Source organism: Streptomyces sp. NPDC058000 (assembly GCF_042886435.1).
Classification (GTDB): Bacteria; Actinomycetota; Actinomycetes; order Streptomycetales; family Streptomycetaceae; genus Streptomyces.
The window spans coordinates 1-19,381 of the sequence record NZ_JBHVQS010000044.1 but is presented as its reverse complement, the minus strand read 5'-3'; the positions used below and the strand labels follow the sequence as shown (position 1 = coordinate 19,381).

18 protein-coding genes are annotated in these 19,381 nt (G+C 71.8%); 12 read left to right on the top strand and 6 right to left on the bottom strand.

The window, feature by feature from the left end; translation table 11 throughout:
* Window positions 1-111: 111 nt before the first annotated feature.
* Window positions 112-996, bottom strand: coding sequence for an ABC transporter substrate-binding protein (locus ACFVT2_RS31140; RefSeq protein WP_390023212.1), 885 nt, complete (start codon window positions 994-996; stop codon window positions 112-114).
* Between the two features lie 334 nt (window positions 997-1,330).
* Here ACFVT2_RS31140 and ACFVT2_RS31135 point away from each other — a divergent pair, with 334 nt between their 5' ends.
* The 4 genes from ACFVT2_RS31135 (at window position 1,331) to ACFVT2_RS31120 (ending at window position 5,683) form a co-directional block, all read left to right on the top strand.
* Entirely contained in the window at window positions 1,331-1,510 is a 180-nt protein-coding gene (locus ACFVT2_RS31135) for a hypothetical protein (RefSeq protein WP_390023209.1), read from the top strand.
* Window positions 1,511-1,679: 169 nt separating this feature from the next.
* Window positions 1,680-3,071 (top strand): dihydropyrimidinase, encoded by a 1,392-nt coding sequence (gene hydA / locus ACFVT2_RS31130; protein WP_390023206.1) that lies wholly within the window; start codon window positions 1,680-1,682, stop codon window positions 3,069-3,071.
* A gap of 11 nt (window positions 3,072-3,082) precedes the next feature.
* Window positions 3,083-4,099 (top strand): TIGR03842 family LLM class F420-dependent oxidoreductase, encoded by a 1,017-nt coding sequence (locus ACFVT2_RS31125; protein WP_390023204.1) that lies wholly within the window; start codon window positions 3,083-3,085, stop codon window positions 4,097-4,099.
* A gap of 486 nt (window positions 4,100-4,585) precedes the next feature.
* On the top strand, window positions 4,586-5,683 hold the full coding sequence (locus ACFVT2_RS31120; protein ID WP_390023202.1) for an alkene reductase: 1,098 nt from the start codon (window positions 4,586-4,588) through the stop codon (window positions 5,681-5,683).
* 833 nt (window positions 5,684-6,516) lie between these two features.
* Here ACFVT2_RS31120 and ACFVT2_RS31115 read toward each other — a convergent pair.
* Window positions 6,517-6,966, bottom strand: coding sequence for a DUF523 domain-containing protein (locus ACFVT2_RS31115; RefSeq protein WP_390023199.1), 450 nt, complete (start codon window positions 6,964-6,966; stop codon window positions 6,517-6,519).
* 498 nt (window positions 6,967-7,464) lie between these two features.
* A complete protein-coding gene (locus tag ACFVT2_RS31110) occupies window positions 7,465-7,935 on the bottom strand; it encodes a MarR family winged helix-turn-helix transcriptional regulator (RefSeq protein ID WP_390023197.1) in 471 nt (156 codons plus the stop codon).
* A 79-nt stretch (window positions 7,936-8,014) separates the two neighbouring features.
* On the opposite strand from ACFVT2_RS31110, the gene ACFVT2_RS31105 reads away from it, so the two are divergent.
* Together ACFVT2_RS31105 and ACFVT2_RS31100 are read left to right on the top strand one after the other, a co-directional pair.
* The gene (locus ACFVT2_RS31105) at window positions 8,015-8,386 is read left to right on the top strand and encodes a VOC family protein (protein ID WP_390023195.1); all 372 of its coding nucleotides are present in this window, start codon (window positions 8,015-8,017) and stop codon (window positions 8,384-8,386) included.
* A gap of 2 nt (window positions 8,387-8,388) precedes the next feature.
* Window positions 8,389-9,045: a hypothetical protein gene (locus ACFVT2_RS31100; RefSeq protein WP_390023192.1), complete on the top strand. Its 657-nt coding sequence runs from the start codon at window positions 8,389-8,391 to the stop codon at window positions 9,043-9,045.
* Here ACFVT2_RS31100 and ACFVT2_RS31095 read toward each other — a convergent pair.
* Window positions 9,024-9,629, bottom strand: a complete 606-nt coding sequence (locus ACFVT2_RS31095) for a polysaccharide deacetylase family protein (RefSeq protein ID WP_390023189.1) — start codon at window positions 9,627-9,629, stop codon at window positions 9,024-9,026. The genes ACFVT2_RS31100 and ACFVT2_RS31095 overlap by 22 nt on opposite strands.
* 1 nt (window position 9,630) lies before the next feature.
* Here ACFVT2_RS31095 and ACFVT2_RS31090 point away from each other — a divergent pair, with 1 nt between their 5' ends.
* The 5 genes from ACFVT2_RS31090 (at window position 9,631) to ACFVT2_RS31070 (ending at window position 15,856) form a co-directional block, all read left to right on the top strand.
* Window positions 9,631-10,116, top strand: a complete 486-nt coding sequence (locus tag ACFVT2_RS31090; protein ID WP_390023187.1) for a hypothetical protein — start codon at window positions 9,631-9,633, stop codon at window positions 10,114-10,116.
* Between the two features lie 432 nt (window positions 10,117-10,548).
* Window positions 10,549-10,998 (top strand): hypothetical protein, encoded by a 450-nt coding sequence (locus tag ACFVT2_RS31085; protein WP_390023185.1) that lies wholly within the window; start codon window positions 10,549-10,551, stop codon window positions 10,996-10,998.
* A gap of 443 nt (window positions 10,999-11,441) precedes the next feature.
* Window positions 11,442-12,011, top strand: coding sequence for a dihydrofolate reductase family protein (locus ACFVT2_RS31080; RefSeq protein WP_390023183.1), 570 nt, complete (start codon window positions 11,442-11,444; stop codon window positions 12,009-12,011).
* An 8-nt stretch (window positions 12,012-12,019) separates the two neighbouring features.
* Complete coding sequence (locus ACFVT2_RS31075) at window positions 12,020-12,982, top strand: GNAT family N-acetyltransferase (protein ID WP_390023180.1); 963 nt, start codon at window positions 12,020-12,022, stop codon at window positions 12,980-12,982.
* A gap of 111 nt (window positions 12,983-13,093) precedes the next feature.
* On the top strand, window positions 13,094-15,856 hold the full coding sequence (locus ACFVT2_RS31070) for an ATP-binding protein (RefSeq protein ID WP_390023178.1): 2,763 nt from the start codon (window positions 13,094-13,096) through the stop codon (window positions 15,854-15,856).
* Between the two features lie 342 nt (window positions 15,857-16,198).
* Here ACFVT2_RS31070 and ACFVT2_RS31065 read toward each other — a convergent pair whose 3' ends face one another.
* A complete protein-coding gene (locus tag ACFVT2_RS31065) occupies window positions 16,199-16,771 on the bottom strand; it encodes a HutD family protein (RefSeq protein ID WP_390023175.1) in 573 nt (190 codons plus the stop codon).
* A 490-nt stretch (window positions 16,772-17,261) separates the two neighbouring features.
* On the opposite strand from ACFVT2_RS31065, the gene ACFVT2_RS31060 reads away from it, so the two are divergent.
* The gene (locus ACFVT2_RS31060) at window positions 17,262-17,984 is read left to right on the top strand and encodes a dienelactone hydrolase family protein (protein WP_390023173.1); all 723 of its coding nucleotides are present in this window, start codon (window positions 17,262-17,264) and stop codon (window positions 17,982-17,984) included.
* Window positions 17,985-18,616: 632 nt separating this feature from the next.
* Here the strand turns inward: ACFVT2_RS31060 and ACFVT2_RS31055 are convergent.
* Window positions 18,617-19,276, bottom strand: a complete 660-nt coding sequence (locus ACFVT2_RS31055) for a glyoxalase (protein WP_390023171.1) — start codon at window positions 19,274-19,276, stop codon at window positions 18,617-18,619.
* Window positions 19,277-19,381 lie beyond the last annotated feature (105 nt).

The window sequence follows — 19,381 nt, the reverse complement described above, 5'->3', positions numbered from 1 at the left end:
GGACTCCCGGCATGTGGGGGCAGGGGACGGGAGTGAAAGTTAGGTTTGTTGCCAGTCGACGTCAAGGGGGTGGCCGGGCGGCCGCCGTCCGGTGCATCGGGATCCCGGGCGCTATTTCCGGGCGGCGGCCGCGCGCACCGCGTCGGCCACCTCGGTGAAGAAGCGGGTGTGGGCGCGCCGGCTGACCGGGGCCTCCGGGTTCCACGGCAGTAGCCGGGCGCGGGCCTCGATCGCCCGCCAGTTCTCGTCCGTGCGCAGCGCCTCTACCCGGGCGGCGTTGACCCGGGCGTCGATCAGGACGACGTCCGGGGCGAGCGCGGCGGCCTCCGCCCAGCCGACCGTCGACCAGTTCGCCCCGGCGCCGGCCACCGGCTCCGGCAGCTCCGCGCCGTGTTCGGCCAGGGCCCGCAGGTCCGGCCAGGTGCCGGGCCGGGCCAGGTGCACCTTGTCCGGTCCGGCGGGGGACAGCGCCACCACCCGCGGCCGTACCGCACCGCCGGTCGCCTTCCGCAGCTCGTCCTCGGCCGCGTCCAACTCCTTGGCCCGGGCGAGTGGTTCGCCGTGTCCCAGGGAGCCGGCCAGTGCCGCGAAGCGCTCCCGCACCTCGGCCAGGCTGCGCCCCGGGCCCACCGCGACGGTGGCCACCGGGACCTGAACCTCCAGTTCCTGCGCGACCTTCGCTTCCAGGCCGTACACCTGCTCCTCGTCGTAGGTCACCGCCACCACGAGGTCCGGGCGGGCCTCCAGCAGGGTGTCCGGGTGCAGCGCGCTGCCCGAGCCGAGGTACCGGATCTCGGCCAGCGGCAGTTCACCGGCCTTGGCCGGGTCGGCCGCCACCCCGTCGTGCTGGGAGCCGAACAGGCCCACGGGGCGGATGCCGTGGTCCCACAGCGTGGCTCCCGCCTGTATGTAGGCCACGATCCGTTCCGGCCGGGTTCCGGCCACCACCAGGCGCCCGCGGTCGTCGGAGAACTCCCACGGTGTGCTCTGCTCCATGGCGCATCGCCTTTCTGACGTCATGTGTGTCTTTTGACGTCCTGGGTGCGGATTGTGAAGGTGCGGTTCCGTCATGACTTTCGAAGTTGTGGGTCCGAAGTCTGTTACCTGCCCATCCGGCCGCCCCCGCACCCCTCCCGGCCCCCGCCCCCGGCGCCCCTTGCGCACCCCCCGTTCAACCACCCGGCTGACCGCCGCCGCGACACCCACCCGGTGACCGATCTTCCGTCACGGTATTGCCACGGTGGGTGACATGCTTCTACGGTGTCTCCTTCCCGTCCGGAATCTACGGGTGTAGACCAGGTTGTGACGTGGCGTCAGATAGGGAGCCGAGATGAGCCGTACGGTCATCCGGGGCGGACTGGTCATCACCGCCGCCGAGGAAATGCGCGCCGACGTCCTGATCGAGGACGGCCGGATCGCCGCCCTCGCGGCACCCGACAGCCCGACCGCCGAGTGCGACCGGCTCGGCCCGTCCGGTGGAGCGGGGGGAGCGGCCGGCGGGCGCGGCTGAGACGGCCGTGCCGTGTGCAGACACCGATGCGCACCGATGAGGCCGGGGTGCCACGACCGGCCCCACCACCCGTACTGCGCCGCCATCTCCGGGCACGCAGGACCACGTTCGACTCGACGACCGCCCCGGGATCACGGAAGTACCCGGTGCGCGCAGGGAGGCGCGAAGGATGACCCGCACTCTGATCACCGGTGGCCTCGTCATCACGGCCGCCGAAGAGACCCACGCGGATGTATTGATCGAAGACAGCCGCATCGTGGCCCTCGCTTCCACCGGAACGCAGAACTGGACCGCCGAGCGCGTCATCGACGCTTCGGGCAAGTACGTCATCCCGGGCGGCGTCGACGCCCATACGCACCTTGAGATGCCGTTCGGCGGGACGACCTCGTCCGACACGTTCGAATCGGGCACCCGCGCGGCCGCCTGGGGCGGCACCACCACGATCATCGACTTCGCGATCCAGTCGGTCGGCCAGCCGCTGCGGCAGGGGCTGGATCTCTGGCACGCGAAGGCCGACGCCCAGTGCGCGATCGACTACGGCTTCCACATGATCCTCTCCGACGTGAACGAGTCGACGCTGAGGGAGATGGACGGGCTCGTGAGTGAAGGAGTGAGCTCGTTCAAGCTCTTCACCGCGTACCCGGGCGTCTTCTACAGCGACGACGGGCAGATCCTGCGGGCGATGCAACGGGCCGCGGACAACGGCGGCCTGATCATGATGCACGCCGAGAACGGCATCGCCATCGACGTGCTGGTGCGGCAGGCCCTGGAGCGGGGCGAGACCGCGCCCCGCTACCACGGCGAGGTACGCAGGGCGTTGCTGGAGGCGGAGGCCACGCACCGGACGATCCAGCTCGCGCGGGTGGCGGGTTCGCCGCTGTACGTGGTGCATGTGGCGGCGCAGGAGGCCGTCGCGGAGCTGACGGAGGCCAGGGACATGGGTCTGCCGGTCTTCGGCGAGACCTGCCCGCAGTACCTCTTCCTGTCCACCGACAACCTGGCCGAGCCCGACTTCGAGGGTGCGAAGTACGTGTGCAGCACGCCGCTGCGGCCACGTGAACACCAGGCAGCTCTGTGGCGGGCCCTGCGCACCAACGACCTCCAGGTGGTCTCCACCGACCACTGCCCGTTCTGTTTCGTGGGCCAGAAGGAACTGGGCCGCGACGACTTCTCCAAGATCCCCAACGGTCTGCCCGGAGTGGAGAACCGGATGGACCTGCTCCACCAGGCGGTCGTGGACGGGCACATCACCCGCCGCCGCTGGATCGAGATCGCCTGCGCCGCCCCGGCCCGCATGTTCGGCCTGTACGGCAAGAAGGGCACCATCGCGCCCGGCGCCGACGCGGACGTGGTCATCTACGACCCGACCGCCGAGCAGGTCATGTCGGCGGCGACGCACCACATGAACGTCGACTACTCGGCGTACGAGGGCAAGCACGTCACGGGCCGGGTGGAGACGGTCCTGTCGCGCGGCGAACTCGTCATCGACCAGCGGAAGTTCACCGGGCGCGCCGGCCACGGCCAGTACATGCCGCGCGCCACCTGCCAGTACCTGAACTAGGAGGCTCCACAGTGGATTTCGGACTCGTTCTGCAGACGGACCCGCCCGCCTCGACGGTCGTCGACCTGATGCGGCGCGCGGAGCGCAACGGCTTCCGCTACGGCTGGACCTTCGACTCGGCAGTGCTCTGGCAGGAACCCTTCGTCATCTACAGCCAAATCCTGGAGCACACGACTGCGTTGACGGTCGGACCCATGGTGACCAACCCGGGGACGCGCACATGGGAGGTGACCGCGTCGACCTTCGCGACGCTCAACGACATGTTCGGCAACCGCACGGTGTGCGGTATCGGCCGGGGCGACTCGGCGATGCGGGTCGCCGGACGGAAGCCGAACACGCTGGCCACGCTCGGTGAGGCGATCCACGTCATCCGCGATCTGGCGGAGGGTCGCGAGGCCGAGGTGGACGGGCGGGCGCTGCGGATTCCCTGGGTGCGCGACGGGCGCCTTCCGGTATGGATGGCGGCGTACGGTCCGAAGGCGCTGGCCCTGGCCGGCCAGCAAGCCGACGGCTTCATCCTCCAACTGGCCGACCCGTATCTGACGGAGTGGATGGTGAAGGCCGTACGGGACGCGGCGGCCGCCGCCGGCCGCGACCCGTCCTCGCTGAAGATCTGCGTGGCCGCACCCGCGTACCTCACCGCCGACACCTCGCCCGCCGCGCTGGCGCACGCACGCGAGCAGTGCCGCTGGTTCGGCGGCATGGTCGGCAACCACGTCGCGGACCTCGTCGCCAAATACGGCGAGCACTCCGCCGCCGTCCCCGAGGCCCTCACCGCGTACATCAAGGGCCGCGACGGCTACGACTACGCCCATCACGGCCGCGCCGACAATCCCGACACCGCCTTCGTACCCGACGAGATCGTCGACCGCTTCTGCGTCATCGGCACCGAGGAGCAACACCTCGACAAACTGCGGGCGTTGCAGGCACTGGGCGTCGACCAGTTCGCGGTGTACGCCATGCACGACGCCCGCGAGGACCTCATCGACGCGTACGGGACGGGAGTCATCCCCGCTCTGCAACGCTGAGCCCGACGCACGAGCCGACTCGCCGGTCAACGCGGTACGCCCCGCAGAGCATCCTGGCCAGGGCGATCGGATGCCTGATGACACGGCGCTGCCTGGCTGTGCCAGGTGTGCGGCACTCAGGCTTCGGTTCCTGGCGAGGCGTTCCCCTTGGGCGACAACGACCACTGGCCATGCGGCGATGGGTTATGGCGGCTGCGCAGGACTTGCTGTGGGGCTCGGGCGGGGGCCCCGGGGGACTTGAGCGATACGTAGACGCCGGTGATGCGGGGCGAGCTGCGGCGCCGCCCGGGGTCCGGTCGGTGGAGAGCGCACCCGGCATGCGCGTGTTCAAGCAAGCCTTCCCAATCGTCGGAATCGTCGGATAGCGCCGGCAGAGGGCCCTGGCGCATCGGATATCGCCGATTTCCGGGGGCTTTCCTGGTGGCGGACGGTGGGTTCGACGACGGTGGGCGCGTGAAACCCGTTCGGACAGAAGGAACCGTCCCGATGCACACCGCGTTCGACCCGATCACCGTCGGTCCGCTCACCCTCGCCAACCGCATCGCCATGGCACCGCTGACCCGTCGCCGCGCCTACGGTGAGGGCCTGTCAGCGACCCCGCTCATGGCCGAGTACTACCGGCAGCGTGCCACCGCAGGACTGCTCATCGCCGAAGCCCTGCAACCCAACCACGTCGGCCAGGGCTACACCGACACCCCCGGTCTGCACGACGCCCGCCAGGTCGAGTCCTGGCGCCCCGTCACACAGGCCGTCCACGAAGCGGGCGGCAGCATCTACGCACAGCTGATGCACGCCGGCCGCAACAGCCACCCCGAACTCCTGGGCGGCGGCCGGCATCCCCTCGCACCGTCAGCCGTCGCAGCCGACGGGGTGGTGCGCATCCACGGAGGCGAGCCCGCCGTCCGCAAGCCCTTCCCCGTGCCGCGCTCCATGACCACGCAGGAGATCGCCGGTACCATCGCCGACTTCGCCGACGCGGCCGCGAACGCGATCGACGCCGGATTCGACGGCGTCGAGCTGCACGGCGCATACGGCTACCTCATCCAGCAGTTCCTCTCGGGCAACGCCAACCGCCGCACCGATGCCTACGGCGGCAGCGTCGCCGGGCGCGTCCGGTTCCCCGTCGAACTCGTCGAAGCCGTGGCCGCACGCATCGGAGAGGAACGGCTGGCACTTCGCATCAGCCCCGGCTGCCCCGCGTTCGGCCTCGTAGAGCCCGACCTGCACGAGCTCTACCTGACCCTGATCGATCAGCTGCCGCCGCAGCTGGCCTACCTGCATGTCTTCGAGTTCCCCGGCCACCGCGACCTCACGGTGGAACTGCGCCGCAGCTGGGACGGGGTGTACATGCTCAACCCGCACGAGGCCCCCGAGGACTGGCCCGCCGGCCCCCGTCAACTGCACCTGGTGGACGGGGGGCTCGCGGACATCCTCTCCTTCGGCACGCACTTCATCGCCAATCCCGATCTCGTGGACCGCCTCCGCACCGGCGCCCCCCTCAACGAGGCCGATCACACCACCTTCTACCGCGGCGACCATCGCGGCTACACCGACTACCCGACCATGGCGCAGGCGCGGCCGTAACCGTCCGCTCGGCGTCACCGCCCGAGGCCGCCCACAGTGGCGCGGGGGTAGACGACGCCGAGCGGTTCCACTTCGCCGGCAACGCGCTGATCAACGGCTTTGACGCCGTTCTCGACGCGGTACTCGGCCAGTCACCGTGCCCGCGCTCGCTCGCCCGCGCCAAACCGTCGGGGTGGTCCAGCCTGGTGCTGTGCCCGAAGCGGACCACCCCGACCAGCGACACCCGACGCCACCGAGCCGGCCACGCCCTCCGACTCGCCGCCGACAGCCGATAGCCGATAGCCGAGAACGGGAAGGTTGGGTCGGTAACGATCCGCGGTGCAGGCCATTACCGACTTGTCAGGCAGCCGCTAGATGACTCATTCATCTAGCGGCCGGCCAGCAGCGCCCCGATGATGAGCCCGGCCAGCAGCAGACCCAGCGCCACGGGCAGGGGAGCCGCTCCCCTGGCAGCGCCTGACGACCCACGACGCCGGAACGACGGAATCCAGACGAAACCCTGCGAGTCCCCGGTGTGATGGTGGTGGCTGCCGTGGTGGCCCAACCCCCCGCTGTGATGGTGGCCGCCAACCCCACCCCCGTGGTGGCCGCCCCCGCTGAACCCTCCGCCGCCGTGCATGGTGTTCACCCCGTAGTCCGTGGTCCGTAGTTCGTGGTCCGTTCTCCACCGCCGCCTGCCCGGATCTTGGTGGCCTACACCTGAACCGGCCAGGTCGCTCCGCGCCTTCCTGCCGACCGCCTATCCGTCACATGACCCATCGGACAGCCCCTGGTCGTCGTTGAGTCCACGTCGTAGACAGACAGGTACCGGTTGATCGCCGGGAAAGACGACCTCAGACACCGGGTGCCCGCCGCACGGCGACCCCGTTCCGCTCAAGCAGCGCCGCCGTCACCCCGTCTCCCGGCACCAGCTGCCCGGCGAACGACCCGTCGTACACCACACCCCGGCCGCACGACGGACTACGAGGCATCAGCAGCGCCTCCGTGCAGCCTCCGTGCCGCGCTGCCGCGAGTGCGCGCCGTGCTCCTTCCACGAACTCCGCCGTCACGTCATGCCCAGTGTCTTCAACGACCCGCGCCGTCCCGTCGAGCACGTCGTGCCCGTCGCCGCCCACCAGCTCCGCAGGCCGCCGCGGTGTCGCGAGCCCGCCCGCGACCTCCGGGCAGAAGGACACGACTTCACGACCGGCCACTGCCTCCTCCACCTCCGACGACGCTTTGTGACGCCCGTCGAACCGGCAGGGCACCCCACGCAGACACGCGCTGACCAGAATTGCTTCCATGCCGCCAGGCTAGCCATCCGGTGGGCTGGTGCGGTCGTCGGTCCATGGGGCGCACACGCCCCCTGACTGAGCCCGCAACCAAGCCGAAGAGCAGGGCCGGGGATTTTCAAGCAACCCCCAACACACCACGGGCGTATGGGCACCCCAACACCTGACAGCCACGCCATTCACCACACGCGTGGTGAGGCGATGTGGTGACGTGTTGGTCGACGCCGTCACTGTCGGCCCGGCCTTGTACGAGTCGCTCCGAGCCCGCGTTCTCACCCGCCCCTGGCCGTCAGGAGCGCTGACGTTGCTCATGCGGGAGAACGGCAGCCTGAAGGCCCCAACAGGCACCGGCCGCCTGGACGTTGGCCCCGACACCCCGGCCTACGGCCCTACGGCACCAAGCTGCACCGGAGCGCGCCGAAGCTGATCGCGGCGGCCAACGAACGGGGCCCGGGCGCGAACGTCCGCGCCCGCGCCTCATGCGGGGCGCCTCCGCAAGGGGTTGGCGGGTCATTCCTCCAGGGCTGCCGCGATGCGGTCGAGGTCGGTGAGGAGCACTGTCATGTGTTGGGGCGGGATCGCCTGGGCCATGCGCTGTTCGATGGCGTAGACGGCGGCCTGGACCGTGGCGAGGCGTGCGTGGCCCTCCTCGGTGAGGTGGGCGGGGCGGGCGCGGCCGTGGTCGGCGGTGGCGGGGCGGGTGATCAGTCCCGCTTCCTGCAAGCCCCGCAGGACGACGTTGCCGGACTGCCGGGTGACGAAGGTCGCGCGGGCGAGGTCGGCGTTGGACATACCGGGGTGCAGGGCCAGGAGTTCGAGGGTGGAGTACTGCGGCACGGTCAGCCGGTGCTCGCGCAAGACCTTGTCCATGGCGCCGCGCAGGGCGGCCTGGGCGCGTTTGAGCAGGTATCCCACGTGTTGGGTGACGTCCTTCGCGAGGTGGGGCGGCTCGGTCGGCTCGGTCGGCATGCTCTCCGTCATGTCAGCATTTTGACATGGCCACCCCGGCGCCCTAGCCTCAACAATGTCAAAGTCCTGACATAAGGATTGAGGAAGGCTCATGCCTGTCACCATCGACGGCCCCGACTTCGTCGCCCTGCAAGTCCGCGACGTGGACGCCGCAGCCGCATTCTGCGAGCGACATCTGGGCCTGCGTCGGGCCGCGGTGTCGCCGCCACACGCGGTCGTGTTCGACACCAAGCCGATCCCGTTCGCCATCCGCGAGCTCCTCCCGGGCATCGACCTCGCCAACACGGCGCGGCCCGGCCTCGGAGTGGCGCTCTGGTTCCGGACCTCCGACGCTCACGAGCTCCACGACCAGCTCACCGCCGCCGGGATCAAGATTCTCACCCCGATGACGGCCAGCCCCTTCGGGTCGATGTTCTCCTTCGAGGGCCCGGAGGGCTACACGCTCACCGCACACGGAGGCTGACCGTGAACGCCGCCGCCTTCGTCCCGGCCGGGCTCTTCTCGCTCGCCTCCAGCGTCCGGTTCCTGGAGGGCTTCACCCCCGCGAGCCACCACCACGCGGCGGACGGGATCCTCCGCCTGGCCTTCCCCGCCGACGACGCGACCTCCGTGGTCGCGGCCGCCATCCAGCAGGACCTGGGAACAGGCGGCGGCACCGGCACCGACTACGCCCTCGCCGAACTGTGCGCCCTACCCGGCATCGGACCCTTCTCCGCCGAGCTCGTCCTCATCCGGGGAGCCGGACACCCCGACGTCCTCCCCCGCCACGAACCGCGCGTCCACCGAGTCATCGCCACCGCATACGGGCTCGACGCCCCGGCCGCCGCCGACATCGCCCGACTGGCGAGGGCCGCCGACCGGTGGAGGCCCTACCGCAGCTGGGTCGCCACCCTCCTCTGCACGCGCCCACGACACGCTCCAGCCGGGCCCCGCGTGCCACGGTGTACCGCCACTCGTCACACTTCGTGCTCGCGGAAATGCGTAGTTCCGCATCTGCCTTCACGCTCGTCAGTCACGTCAAGATCGGCAACAGTCGACCTCGGCCGGCCTCGGCGGGTTCTTCGGCTCGGGCTCTTCCCGGCGCCGGGTACGGGTGAGGTTCAGCGGGCCGGGAAACTGTAGGTGTAGCCCTGGGCATCCAGCTGATCCAGCAGCTTGGCGAGCGCTGCGACGCTCTGCGAGCGGTCGCCTCCGCCGTCGTGCATCAGGATGATCGAGCCCGGGTGCAGGTTCCGGTTGATGTTCCGCAGGATGTTCGCGGCGCCGGGTCGTTTCCAGTCGTTGGAGTCGTCGCTCCAGCCGAGGGGGCGAAGTCCGTGTTGGGCGGCGATGTTTCGGATGGTGGGTTTGAAGTCACCGCCGGGTGCCCGGTAGTACCAGAGCTTGGCCCCGGGACCGGCCGCTTCGGATATCTCCCGTTGGGCGTCGACTATCTCGTGGACGTTGTAGTCCAGCGGCATGCTGCTCTGCCGCTCGTTGTGGTGTACCGAGTGGTCGCACAGCCGGTCGCCGGCGGCGGCTATCGCCTTGGTGAGGTAGGGGTAACGCTGCGCGTTCGGGCCGATCTCGCAGAACGTGGCCTTGGCATGGTGCTGGGCCAGCAGCGCCAGTACCTGCGGCGTCCAGCGCGGGTCCGGGCCGTCGTCGAAGGTCAGCGCGACGGACCTGCCGCCGTCCTCGGTGCTGTGTTGGAGCGCGCTACTCACCGTGAACCCGCTCGACGAGCTGGTGGAAGCGATGCCCGGGCCACTCGGCGAGGCGGAGGGCGAGGCGGAGGGCGAGGCGGAGGGCGACGAGGGCGACGGCGCGGCGCTCGATGCGTCGGACGACGCGCTGGGCGACGGGGTCGGGGAAGGGGAGGCCGAGCCGGTGGCGACGACGGACCGGGAAGGCGCGGCGGACGGTGTCCCGGCTGCCAGCGACGCCTGTGCCGCATGCGTTCCGCACGCCGCCAGGGTGGCTCCGGCGAGCGCCATCGCAACGGTGGCTGCCGTCTTCTTCGAACTGGTCAATGCCACAGCAGGTCCTCCAGCGGCACCCGGGCGGGCGTGCCTGTTCAGCGGTGATGTGGTGGTGTCTCGCGCACGGCAGGGACGGGGGAGCGGGCTGCGCCGGCGTGATCGCCGGCTGAGCCGCGCTGACGGGTTCGGCAGCCGATGCGCCTGCTCCTGGATCGCCTACGTCTTGCGATGAAACGGAAGCAAATAGTCCATTTTGTTCCCTATGTCGACAACGGTAGGGGAATTCGGAGCCGCACCCCAGGGGCTCGCTGTGTGACCTACGTCCCGTTCGGACCCGTGACGATGCGTGCCTTCGCAGGACGGTGCGTTGCCGGGTGTACGCACGCAGCGCCTCGCCGATCTCCGGCCTTGCTCGGGCGCGAAGGGCGCGTCCTGCTCACGCGCCGAACCTGGACGAAAAAGTCGTGGCCCGGAGTCTGGAGCAACAGCCGCATCGGGCACACCTGAATGTCAGGGATGAAGACGGTGATGTCGTCGGCGGCAGGCGCGCTGCCGTGCGCTGCTGCACCGCATTAGCCGTCCGTTAGTGCAACGCCAACCTGACCGTTGAAGCTGATTGTCGTCCGGGAGTGAGACGAGAGAACGCAGCAACGGGAGGGCAGCGATGACGGATCGTGGAGACGGGCGCGCGGCGAGCGGGATGTTCGGGCGGCGGGGGGCGAGGTTCGCCGCAGTGGGTGTCTTGGGGGTGGCCGCGGCCGTGTTGGCGGTGACGCCGGCGTTCGCCAAGGGAAGTGCCACTGTCAGTGTGTCGCCGGGCACCGTGAAGGTCGGCCAGAGCGTCCACGTCAAGGGGCAGGGGGACAGTGACGCGCTGCAGTTCGCGAAGTTCTGCGCGCAGGAGCGGGTCGGGACGCATGGTGCGTGGCACACCGTCAAGTGCGGCCGCGTCGTGGCCGTGGACACCAGCGACGCCAAGGTCGATGTGAGGGTGAAGGCCGGTCATCGGGGCGTGCTCCAGTTCCGCGGGGTGCTCTACGGCGTCGACGGCCCGCGCGGCGGCCACCCGCGCGCGGACATCACCACGCAGACCAAGACCGTCCACGTACGCTGACCCGGCGCCCGGGCCTGAACCCGGGCGCATTGCGCGGTAGTTTGCAGGAGTTGGGGCGCCCGTCCGAGGAGTGGACGGGCGCCCCGGTCCGCGTCCGGCCACCTCACCGCCGACGGCCACCGCCGCCACACCGCGACGTGGACGATGCGGTGCACCTCGCTGAACCACCCGCCGACGCCCACCGCCTGGAGGCGGGGCCGATCGCCACGACCTTCGTGCCGGTGCGCGCGGCCTCGGCCTTCAGTCGGCCCGGAGCGCCGCCGCGATCCGGGAGCTTTCCAGGTCGACGGCTGACGACGGCAGCCGACAGGGTCGGCAGGGCGGACCGGCACATTGGGTCGCCGTGACCGATGCCCGGGGCGGCGACCGCGGCCTAGGTTCGGACCGTCCTCGTCGGTCGCCCGCGGCCCGACGGTCACCCAGCGACAAGCGGAAGGCGGCCCATGCGCCGGCTCACCTACTACATCGGCTGCAGCCTCGACGGCTTCATCGCCGGACCGGACGGGGAGACCGACTCCTCCGGCTTCGACGGCGACCTGAAGGACGCGATCCTCACCGAGTACCCCGAGACGATTCCCGCCCACGCCCGCGAGGCACTGGGCCTCGCCGACGTACCCAACAAGGTCTTCGACACGATCCTGATGGGCCGCGCCACCTACGAGCCCGCCCTGCGGATCGGCGTCACCAGCCCCTATCCGCACCTGCGGCAGTACGTCTTCTCCTCCACCCTGCCCCGGACCGAGCCCGAGGTGGAGGTGGTGTCGGGGGACCCGGTGGAGCTCGTCCGCGGCCTCAAGCGGCAGCCGGGCGCGGGCATCTGGCTGTGCGGCGGGGCGAGCCTCGCCGGGCAGCTGCTGAGCGAGATCGACGAACTGGTGGTGAAGCGCTACCCGGTGGTGTTCGGCAGCGGCACCCCGCTGTTCCGCGCCCCCTTCACCCCCGCCACCTGGCAGCTCCGCGACTCCCGGGTCTTCCTCACCGGCACCACCCTGACCAGCTACGTCCGACCGTAGGAGCACCGATGCTGTTTCGACCCACGACCGGTGCCGAGGTCGACCGCGTCGCCGCGGTAACGGTCCCCGAACCCGTCGGCTGGATCGACGCTGACCGCTACCGCGACGAGCTCCGGCAAGGGATGTACCGGCCGGAGTGGACCTGGGTCGCCGAGGACGGCGACGGCCGGCTGCTGGCCCGCGCCCTGTGGTGGGGCCGGGCGGACAGCGCCCACCCGGTCGCCCTGGACTGCCTGCACGTCGACCCCGGGGCGGGCGACCGGGCCCGGGTGGCGACCCGGTTGCTCACCGCCGGGCTGCGGGCGTTCGCCGCCGCGGGCGCGCCGAAGCCGCCGCTGTACAACCTGACGCTGCCGGTCGGTTGGCGCGACGACCCGGTGGCGGCGGACGCGGTGACCTGGCGCCGGACCGCCGCGCGGGCCGCCGGCCTCGGCCACGAGGTGGAGCGGCTGCGGCTGGAGTGGGCCGCCGGCGATGCGTTGCCGGGGGGCGGGAGCCGGCTCGCCTTCGCCCCGGCCTCCGACGAGGAGTTCCTCGGGATGTTCCGGCGGATCGCGGTCGGCAGCCTGGACGACGAGACCCGCCGGAACGTCGCCGCGATGGGCGTCGAGGCGGCCGCCCGAGAGGAGTTGGAGTTCTACCTCGGCTGCCCGGGCGAGCGGGAGTGGTGGCGGCTGGCGTACGGCCCCGACGGGCGGCTCGTCGGACTGGCGATCCCCTCCGCGACGCCTTACGCCCGGAACGTCGGATTCCTCGGCGTGCTGCCCGAGTTCCGCGGCCGCGGCTATGTGGACGACCTGCTCGCCGAGGTCACCCGGAGCCATGCAGAGGCGGGTGCCGAGCTGATCACCGCCACCACCGACACCGGGAACGCGCCGATGGCGGCGGCCTTCGCCCGCGCCGGCTACCGGACCGCGGAGATCCGGATGATCTGGTCGGCGCCGGTGGCCGAGCAGGAGCGAGCGCCGTAGGCGCAGCGGTCGCCGCCCCCGGGATCGTCCCCGGTCCGTCCCGCCCGGCCCGCGTACAGTGACGATCAACGAGGCCCGACGGTGGCCGGGTTGGCGGATCCGGGGGCACGGATGCAGGGACGCGACGACGAGCTGCGGCGGATCGAGTCGATGCTCGCCGACGCCCTGCGCGGCGAGAGCGGCGCCCTGCTGCTGCACGGCGAGGCCGGCATCGGCAAGACCGCGCTCCTCGAACACGCCGCCGCCTGCGCGCAGGGCCTGCGGGTGCTGCGCGTCGAGGGCATCGAGTCCGAGATGGAGCTGGGCTTCAGCGGGCTGCACCAGCTCCTCGGGCCGATCCTCCAGGTGCTCGACCGGCTGCCCGCCCCGCAGGCCCAGGCGCTGCGCTCGGTCTTCGGCCTCGTCGACGTGCCGGTGCGGGACCGGCTGACCGTCGCCCTCGCCGCGCTGTCCGTCCTCGCCGAGGCCGCCGCCGACACGCCCCTGCTGTGCCTCGTCGACGACGTGCAGTGGCTGGACCAGCCGTCCGTGGACGTGCTGGCGTTCGCCGCCCGCAGACTGCGCGCCGAGGGCGTCGCGATGCTCTTCGCCGCCCGCGGCGACCTGCCCGGCAGTACGGCGCGGGCGCTGCCCAGGCTGCACGTCACCGGCATCGACCGGACCGCGGCCGCGGTACTGCTGCCCGGGCTCGCGCCGCACGTCGCCGAGCGGATCATCGACCAGGCGCAAGGCAATCCGCTGGCGCTGCGGGAGCTGTCCGCAGCGCTCACCCCGGCGCAGCGGTCCGGTCAACTGGGGCCGCTGGTACTGCCGGAGGTGCCGTCGGCGCTGCCGAGCCGGTTGCAGGAGGCGCTCGCTGAGCGGATCCGCCGGCTGCCCGAGGCCACCCGTCGGATCCTCGCGGTGGCCGCCGCGGACGACACCGGGGACCTGGCCGCGGTGCTGGCGGCGGCGGCCAGGTCCGGGGGTTCGGTCGACGATCTGGCGCCCGCCGAGCGGGCCGGGCTGCTGGCCGTCTCCGGCGCGGGGCTGCGCTTCCGGCATCCGCTGGTCCGGTTCGCCGCCTACCGGAGCGCGCCGCTCGCGGAGCGGATCGCGGCGCACCGGGCGTTGGCGGAGACGCTGGACGGCGCCGGGCACGCGCACCGCCGGGCCTGGCACCTGGCCGCGGCGGCGACCGGGCCGGACGAGCGGGTGGCCGCGGAGCTGGAGCGCGTCGCCGAGTGGGCGGGCAGCCGGCAGGCGATGGCGTCGGCCTCCGCTGCCTACGAGCGGGCCGCGCAACTGACCGCGGACCCGGCGGTGCGGGCAAGGCGTCTGATCGGCGCGGCGCAGCGGGCCAGCGAGGCCGGACAGGACGAGCGCTGCGGCGCCCTCGCCGACCAGGTGCCGCAGCCGCTGGGGGACCCTGGCATGGCGGCGGACTTCGCCCGGGTGCGGGCCGTGGTCGAGCTCGGCTTCGGCAGCCCGACGCGGGCCGCCCGGATCCTCGCCGAGGGCGCGGACGCGACCGCCGCGGAGCGCCCCGACAAGCTCCCCGTGCTGCTGACGGACGCGCTGCACGCGGCGTTCGCCGCGGGGGACGCGGCGCTGATCGCCGGGATCGCGGCCCGCGCGCCCGGTCTGCCGGTCCTCGCGGTGCCGGCGCACGTCTTCACCGATGCGGCGGCCGCCCGGCGCGGGGACGGGGACGGGGACGCGGACGACGTCCCCGCTGCCCCCGTTGCCCCCGCTGCCTCTGCTGTCCGCGGTGCGCGGCGGTCGCTCGCCGAGCTGGTGGCCGCCTGCGACCGCGCCGAAGTCAGCCTGATGGACCGGCTGATGACCGGGCACTACTGCCATCTGCTCGCCGATCACGCGACCGCGCACCGGGTCGCCTCCGCCGCCGTGGCGCACTGCCGCGACCGCGGCGTCGGCGGCTGGTTGCCCACCACGCTGCACCTGCTCGCCCAGGTGGAGCTCGCGCTCGGCCGGCGCGACGACGCCCGGGCTCACGCCGCCGAGGCGCTCCGGCTCGCCGACTACTACGACCTCGACCACCGGGTCGCCCACCTGCGCGCCCTGCTCGCCGTGCTGGCCGCCGCCCGCGGCGAGGAGGACCGCACCCGTGAACTCGCCGACCGGGCCCTGGAGTACACCCGCCCGCGGGGCGTCGGCCGGGGCGCCTCCGACGCGCTGTGGGCGCTGGGCCTGCTCGACCTCGGCTCCGGGCAGGGCCAGCGGGCGCTGGACTGGCTGGAGGCGGCGCGGGACGCGGCCGGTCACCCGCTGATGGCCCGCCACCTGCTGCCCGACCTGGTCGAGGCCGCCGTGCGGGCCGGCCGCCCGGAGCGGGCGAAGGCACCCGCGGAAGCCCTCGCGGCCTGCGCGGACGCCCTCCGGCAGCCCGCGATCGGCGCGCAGTCCCTCCGCTGCCGGGCCCTGACCGGACCGGATTCCCGGGCCGAGGAGCACTACCTCGCCGCCCTCGATCTGCACCCGGCCGACGACAGCTTCGAGCGGGCCCGCACCGAGCTGCTCTATGGCGAGTGGCTGCGCCGGCAGCGCCGCAAGCTCGACGCACGCGACCGGCTGCGCGCCGCGCTGGAGCGCTTCGACCGAGTGGGCGCGCGGCCGTGGGTGCGGCGGGCCCGGACCGAGCTGCGGGCGGCCGGCGGGCACCACGACCCGGCGCTCGCCGCGGACTCGCCGATCGCGCGGCTGAGTCCGCAGGAGCGCGAGGTGGTGCGGCTCGCCGCGACCGGCGCGACCAACCGGGAGATCGCCACCCAGCTGCTACTGAGCCCGCGCACGGTGGGACACCACCTCTACCGGGCGTTCCCCAAGCTCGGCATCAGCTCCCGCACCCAACTCGCCGACCTGCTCGGCGGGTAGCCGGTGCGGGCAACGGAAGGGTCGTCGGCTCGTTCGCTCCCTGGCGATGAGCGGTACACCGGCGGCCGGGGAGAGTACGAAGACGCCCTCACGAGGCGATGCCAACCCAGACCGCGCCGACGCTGCCGCTGCCGCTGAAGGATGCGTGACGGGAGGGGCAGGCCCGCGCTGAGTGAGATGCGTACCGGTCGAGGTGCGGGCAACGGCCCGGAACGTCGCCTAACTCCAGCGGCAGCTGCCAGCCGAGCACGCCTGGCCGGTCGCGCTCGGAGCGGCGGACGGGCTTCATCACGGCCTCGGTGGCCAGGCGATGAGCAGGATGGGGCAACCGGGCCCGCCGGGTCAGTCCGAACCGTGGTCGGTGACGGTGACCAGCGCGAGATGCCCATCGACGTCGATGTCGTCGGCGTCTCCCTCGGCGAGCAGTGCGGCGTCCAGGCGGTCGAGGCGGACGGACTCCCGGCCGAGGGCGGCCGACCCTTCCAGGACCACTGCGAGCACGCACGTTCCGGCTTCCGGCCGCACCGCGACGCGGTCGCGCACGATCCGGACCCGCGCCGTCGCATCGGCGCGCCGCACCATGACGTTGAAGTCGACGATCGGGCCGCCGAGCAGCTCGCACTCCGTGTCGGAGTCACCGGAGAAGGCGAACGGCTCGTACGGGGCGGCCATCACGTGCGGGGTGCCGTCGACCGTCAGGGCCATGCCGGGGCCGTCGACGACGGTGATGGTCCTGTCCACGCCCTCGAAGACGGAGAACGGTCCGCTCTGCGCGACATCGGCGATGCTGACACGCCAGAGGAAATCGCCGGTCCCCGCTCCCTCGGGACGGGCGGCCACCTCGGTGGTGACACCTCCGCCGTTCTTCCACGGCGCGGGTGTTCTCTCCTGCGCCCGCAGAACCTGTAGTGCCATGTGCTTTCCTTCCGGATCGGACGACCGCAGAGCCGTTCCGCACGGCTCGGCGGCCCGGACAAGAGGAGAGGGCCCCGCAGGTCGGGCTGCGAACCCGGACCTTGAGGCCCTGGCCACCGCACCCTACGCGACGGCCTCGTCGCCGTCCGCGTCGAGCTTTTGGAGATCGGGGTGGCCGAGGAGTCCGGGCCTGATCGAGCGTCCACCGATCTGTACATCGGCCTGATGCATCAACTCCAGTGCTGGCACGATGGGTTGAGGCGCTGGGAAGGTGGGGGCTCTTGCGGTAGGACAGGGCGGCCCCGGAGCCTCCGTGAAAACCCGTTGGTGAACCACGGCGACCACTGCTACTTTTCCGGAGGCCGTGCGAGAGAACGAGGAGGTGGTACCCGTGAACGCAGTATCGACATGGGTGCTCCCCTCCGGGGTCACGGTCGGGCGGTAGGTCGTCCGGGAGCGCCGTCTCTGAGCCCTCCCGAAAGGCACGTCCATGCACTTCACCTCTGAACAGCGTCTCGACGACGGTGTCCTCGAACGCGAATTCACCCTCGGCGAGATCCCCGGCACCCTGTGGACGCCCGGATCCTCCGCACCGGCCCCGCTGATCCTGATGGCCCACAACAACGGCCTGCCCAAGGGGGAACCCCGGTTGGTGGCCCGGGCCCGGCAAACCGCGGCCTACGGCTACGCGGTGGCCACCATCGACGCCGCCGGGTGCGGTGACCGGCCCCGTTCCGCCGCCGACGAGCAGGCTCGCGCCGACCTCCGCCGGGCGATGCAGGCCGGTGAGCCGGTCGATGAGATCTTCGAGTCCTTCATCGGCCCGCTGGTCGAAAAGGCGGTCCCGGAATGGCGGACCACCCTGGACGCCCTCCTTGCGCTGCCCGAGATCGGCGGCCCGGTCGGGTACTCGGGGTGGACCGCCGTCGGCATTCGGCTGGCAGTGGTCGAGCCGCGCATCAAGGCTGCCGGTCTCTTCGCCGGGGGTTACGTGCCCCGCGCCCAGCGCGAGGAGGCCCGGCAGGTCAGCATTCCGCTGCTGTTCCTGCTGCAGTGGGACGACGAAGGGAATCCCCGGCAGCGGGCCTTGGACCTGTTCGACGCCTTCGGCACCAAGGAGAAGACGCTGCACGCCAATATGGGCGGACACACCGGCACCCCGTGGTTCGAGGTGAAGGACGGGGACCGGTTCTTCGCCCGGCACCTGAGGTGAGGCCGGGCCGCCTGACCCGCAGCAAACGGTAAGGCGGCGTCGGCCAGGACGCCGCCATCGAGGAGAGGCCCCGGCCCTCCTCGATGGCGGCGGCCGGCAGAAGCACAACCGCCCCGATCGCGGCGGTACCGGCCAGCGGCGGTACCGGCCGGTCGGGGCGGCGCGTCTCCAGATCGACGTCGGTGAAGGTCCCGCTGGTGTCGGTGTCCTGATCCGTTCCAGGAGCCGATGGCTGGTAGGCCGAGGCGGATCGGCTCTCGCCGCTGAATCCGGTGCGCCTCGGCATCGAGCTGTTGAGCTTGTCCTGGGTGCCGGCGAGGCTGACCGGAAGGCCCGCCACCTCACCGAGCCGGCCTTCGCGCTCGGCCTCGGTGATGCGGGCGACGAGGTTGTCGCGGATGTCGGCGAGCCGTGCCCGTTGTCGCCTCCTTCTCCGCCCGGGACGAACCGCGCCGCGCCGCCGCCTTCTTCTCCCCGCGTGCGTGCTCCTTCATCGCGGCCCGCTCCTCGGCGGTGAATCCGTTGTACTTCTCGGTGGTCGTGGCGGAGTCCTCGGCGGGCGACTTCGTGGACGGCTCGGCAAGTTTCCTCTCGTACAGGATCAGGCGGGGCGGGAGTGCGGGGGCCGGGAGTCAGGACGGTGTGGAGGCGAGCGACACGGCAGCCTCCCAGGCGAACCCGTCCGGGTCGGTGAAGGTGTCGGCGGTGCTGCCGAGGACGATGCGGTGCGAGCCGGTGCCGTCGGCGGGGACGCCGAGGTCCTTGGCAAGGGCACGGCGCTTGTACAGCGCCAGCTTGACGGGGCTGGACTGACCGGGGGCGAACTCGGTGTACTTGCCACCGAAGCTCTTGGCCACGGTCAGGCCCCGGCCGACGTAGAACTGCTTGGTGGCCTTCATGTCCTCGACGCCGAGCAGCAGGACGACCTCGTCGATCTCGCGGGTGGCGGGGCCGGTGTCCTTCTTCGCCGAGGTCGCGATCTTCCAGATCGTCCCGTCCGGGGCCTGGACGACACCGCCGTAGCCCCACAGCGACTTCGCGGCGGGCTTCAGCACCGTGGCGCCGGCGTCCACGGCGGCGCCGACGAAGCTGTCGACGGTGGCCGGCCCGGACACCGTGAGCGCCAGGGTGAAGCCGCGGAATCCGGTGGAGTGCGCCTCGGACGCCCGCAGGCGTATGTACGTGTCCACGCCGAAGGCGCTGTAGAAGCGGTGGGCGGCCTCGGGGTCGGCCACCTCAAGGGTGACGGACGCAAGGGACGTGTTGGCTGCGGTGGAAGTGGTGGTTGCCATGACCAGCACGCTAGGGGCTGTCTGTGGTTGTGATCAGAATCGAGTTTTGAGTCCCGGACGGAGTGCTGATCGGGTAGGACTCCTGTGTGACTCGTGCGCAACTCA